The 4151-nt window shown below is 66.8% G+C and carries 3 protein-coding genes; 1 reads left to right on the top strand and 2 read right to left on the bottom strand.

Features of this window, described 5'->3' with window-relative positions:
• Nucleotides 1-85: 85 nt before the first annotated feature.
• On the bottom strand, nt 86-517 hold the full coding sequence (locus tag QP119_RS11405) for a cytochrome c oxidase subunit 4 (RefSeq protein ID WP_284776287.1): 432 nt from the start codon (nt 515-517) through the stop codon (nt 86-88).
• 18 nt (nt 518-535) lie between these two features.
• A complete protein-coding gene (locus tag QP119_RS11400; RefSeq protein WP_284776285.1) occupies nt 536-1648 on the bottom strand; it encodes a cytochrome c oxidase subunit II in 1113 nt (370 codons plus the stop codon).
• 422 nt (nt 1649-2070) lie between these two features.
• On the opposite strand from QP119_RS11400, the gene asnB reads away from it, so the two are divergent.
• On the top strand, nt 2071-3993 hold the full coding sequence (gene asnB, locus QP119_RS11395) for an asparagine synthase (glutamine-hydrolyzing) (protein ID WP_284776283.1): 1923 nt from the start codon (nt 2071-2073) through the stop codon (nt 3991-3993).
• The last annotated feature ends 158 nt before the right edge of the window (nt 3994-4151 follow it).

Raw genomic sequence — 4151 nt, 5'->3', positions numbered from 1 at the left:
GGTCTCCGTGTGTCACGGAGACCGGGGCCCGGTCCTTGTGGCCCGGCCACGGGTGCCGGGCCGACAGCTGCGTGGCCGTCAGGCCTTAGTGCTTCTCCTTCGGCACGCCGTACTGGAGGTTCATCATGGCGCCGGTGTAGATCAGCAGCACCGCGCCGAGGGCGATCATCCAGTAGTGCATGTAGATGATGCCGAGACCCAGCACGAGGATCGCGCCGGTCATGGCCAGCGGCCAGATCGAGCTGGGGCTGAAGAAGCCCAGCACACCGGCGCCGTCCTCCATCTCGGCCTCTTCCCAGTCCTCGGGGAGGACGTCGGCGTGCCGCTCCGTGAAGTGGAGGTAGACGCCGAGCATGGTGGTCAGGCAGAAGGAGAGGGTCAGGGCGACCACGCCGGCCCACTCGAGGCCGCGGACGTAGCCGTCGTCCTGCACGTACATGGTCGCGAAGATGTAGATCACGAGCATCAGCAGCAGGAACGCCGACAGCCCGTACATGATCTTTGCTGAAGCCTTCATTGCTCTTCTCCTCGCCCCTTACGCGTTCTGGTTGTGGTCGACGGCGTTGTCACCGGTGCGGGTGCCGGTGCGGTCCGAGTTGAACGGGTGCGTCGAGGTGGCGTACGGCTCCTGACCGATGTGCTTGAGGGCCTCGGAGTTCGGGGCCTCGGGGTTCTCGGTGCGGAACTTCATGTACTCGGTGAAGTCCTCCGGGGAGACCGCGCGCAGCTCGAAGTTCATCATGGCGTGGTAGGTGCCGCACATCTCGGCGCAACGGCCGACAAAGGCGCCCTCCTTCTCGATGCCCTCGATCTGGAAGGCACGCTGCTGCTGGTTCGCGTCCGGGTGCGCGTAGACGTCGCGCTTGAAGAGGAACTCCGGGATCCAGAACGAGTGGGAGACGTCGCCGGAGGCGAGTCGGAACTCGATCGGGGTGTTGGTCGGGAGGACCAGCACCGGGACCTCCTCGGTGGTGCCGAGGGTCTCGACGGTGTCGTAGTCGAGGTAGGACAGGTCCTTCTTCGAGCGGCCGTGGATCGGGTTGTCACCGTGCTCGGTGCTGACCTCGCCGTTCTCGTCGCGGTCGTACTTGCTGTCCTCGGCCTGCTGCTGACGCTCCTCGTCGGTGCCATCCCAGTCCTGGCCGGTCGGCGAGAGGTCCGCGGCGACCTCCGCGTAGCCGAACTTCCAGTTCCACTGGAAGCCGGTGACGTCGACGGCGACCTTCGGGTCCTTGTCCATCGCGACGACCTTCTGCTGGGTCTGCACGGTGAAGAAGAACAGGGCCATGACGATGACGATCGGCACGGCCGTCAGCACGAGCTCCAGCGGGATGTTGTACTGGAGCTGCTTCGGGAACTCACCCTTGCCGTTCTTCTCGGCGCGCTTGGCACCCCAGCGGAAGATCCCCCAGAGGAAGATGCCCCACATGATGATGCCGATGGTCCAGGCCGCGACCCAGACCCAGATCCAGAAGTTGTACATCTCGTGAGCCTCCGGGGTGATGCCTTCCGGCCACCCCATGTGCAGGAGGTTCGAGACCGGCTCCGGGGGCTGGACGTCACAGCCCGCGAGAGTCATGCCGGCGGCGCCGATCAGCGCGCCGACCGCGGCCTTCCGGCCGAGACCCCGCCTGTTTCGCTGTTCCACGTGTGTCTGCCTTTCTTTTCTACGCAGCTGTAGAGGACACATCTCAACGTTCCTAATCAGGAGGATAGTCGATGCCCAAGCTGAAACCACGGTGATACCCGACCGTGAGAATCCCGGTGTTTGCACAGGTGAGACGATTGCACAGGTACCAGGCTTAACGCCGCGCGCGCACATCTGGGGGCGTAGATATAGATCAATCGGAAGTTTGCACCCGTGTGGGGAACCTTTCGGGTGTACCGGGGCCACCTCAAAGTTTCAGCACCCCTGTCCCGGGTCGTCCGGGACCGCCCGCGGCGCGCGCCGGAACAGAGCCGTCGGCCTCACCGTGGGGGCCCGGCGGGCGCGCCTTTAGGCCCGCGTCGCGCGCTCGTGCCATCATCGGACGGAAAGAACCTGTCCCCTCAGGAAGGAACCATTGCCCTATGTGCGGTCTGCTCGGCCTCCTGACCTCCGACGGGTCGGCGGCGACCCATGTCGACGCCGTCCGGGAGGCGCTGCCGTGCATGCGCCACCGCGGGCCCGACGGCACGGACACCTGGAACGACAAGGACGTCGTCTTCGGGTTCAACCGGCTGTCCATCATCGACCTCGAGCACTCCCACCAGCCGCTGGTGTGGGGCCCCGAGGACGACCCGCAGCGCTACACGCTCACCTTCAACGGCGAGATCTACAACTACATCGAGCTGCGCGAGGAGCTGGCCGCCGCCGGCCTGCCCCTGCACACCACCGGTGACTCCGAGACGATCGTCGCCGGCTACCACCTGTGGGGTGAGGACGTCGTCGAGCACCTGCGCGGCATGTTCGCCTTCGCGGTGTGGGACTCCCGCAAGCGCACGATGTTCCTCGCCCGCGACCAGTTCGGCATCAAGCCGCTGTTCTTCGCCACCACGCCCGCCGGCACGGCCTTCGCCTCCGAGAAGAAGTGCCTGCTCGCCCTCGCCGAGGACATGGGCACCGACCTCAGCATCGACCGCCGCGCCGTCGAGCACTACGTCGACCTGCAGTACGTCCCGGAACCGGAGAGCCTGCACACCGGCATCCGCCGCCTCGAGTCCGGCTGCACCGCCACGCTGACCCCGGGCGGCGTGCTGGTCCAGCGCCGCTACTTCCGCCCGCAGTTCAAGACCACCCCGGTCGCCCACGACAGCGAGCAGCAGGTCTTCGACCGCATCGCGAAGGTCCTCGAGGACTCCGTGGCCAAGCACATGCGCGCGGACGTCACCGTCGGCTCCTTCCTCTCCGGCGGCATCGACTCCACCGCGATCGCCGCGCTGGCCAAGCGCCACAACCCGGACCTGCTGACCTTCACCACCGGCTTCGAGCGCGAGGGGTACTCCGAGGTCGACGTCGCCGCCGAGTCGGCCGAGGCCATCGGCGTCGAGCACCACGTCAAGATCGTCTCCCCTGAGGAGTACGCGGACGCCGTGCCGAAGATCATGTGGTACCTCGACGACCCGGTCGCCGACCCGTCCCTGGTGCCGCTCTACTTCGTCGCCGCCGAGGCCCGCAAGCACGTCAAGGTCGTGCTCTCCGGCGAGGGCGCCGACGAGCTCTTCGGCGGCTACACCATCTACAAGGAGCCGCTCTCGCTCAAGCCCTTCGAGAAGATGCCCTCTCCACTGCTCAAGGGGCTGCGCAAGCTCTCGACCGTGCTGCCCGAGGGCATGAAGGGCAAGTCCCTGCTCGAGCGCGGCACCATGCCGATGGAGGACCGCTACTACGGCAACGCGCGCTCCTTCAACTTCGAGCAGGTGCAGCGCGTGATCCCGTGGGCGAAGCGCGAGTGGGACCACCGCGAGGTCACGCGCCCGATCTACGCGCAGTCGCAGGACATGGACCCGGTCGCGCGCATGCAGCACCTGGACCTGTTCACCTGGATGCGCGGCGACATCCTGGTCAAGGCCGACAAGATCAACATGGCCAACTCCCTGGAGCTGCGCGTGCCGTTCCTGGACAAGGAGGTCTTCCGGGTCGCCGAGTCACTGCCCTACGAGCTGAAGGTCTCCCACGGCACGACCAAGTACGCGCTGCGCAAGGCCCTCGAGCAGATCGTGCCGGCCCACGTGCTGCACCGCCGCAAGCTGGGCTTCCCGGTGCCGATGCGCCACTGGCTGGCCGGAGACGAGCTCTACGGCTGGGCCCAGGACCAGATCAACACCTCGCAGACCGAGGACATCTTCGACAAGAAGGCCGTCCTCGAGATGCTCAAGGAGCACCGCGACGGTGTGTCCGACCACTCGCGGCGCATCTGGACGGTGCTGGCCTTCATGATCTGGCACGGCATCTTCGTCGAGGACCGCATCCACCCGCAGATCGACACCCCGGACTACCCGGTCGACATCTAAGCGCCCGCTCCCCCGGGCCGGGCCTCACCCGGGCCCGGAGCAGGCCACAACGAAAACCCGGCGCCCCGCAAGGGGACGCCGGGTTTTTCCCGCGCGGCGCGCGCAGCCACCCACGCCGAACAGTTCCGCCCGGCGTCGGTGCGCGGCGTCGTCAATTG

It is taken from the genome of Corynebacterium frankenforstense, assembly GCF_030211955.1.
GTDB lineage: Bacteria > Actinomycetota > Actinomycetes > Mycobacteriales > Mycobacteriaceae > Corynebacterium > Corynebacterium frankenforstense_A.
Note: the sequence above shows the minus strand (reverse complement) of the source record. Positions and strands in the feature narration are given on the sequence as shown.

Excerpts from the sequence above, each read along its gene's own strand:
- asnB (WP_284776283.1), top strand. The coding sequence starts at position 2,071 with ATGTGCGGTCTGCTCGGCCTCCTGACCTCCGACGGGTCGGCGGCGACC.
- QP119_RS11405 (WP_284776287.1), bottom strand. The coding sequence starts at position 517 with ATGAAGGCTTCAGCAAAGATCATGTACGGGCTGTCGGCGTTCCTGCTG.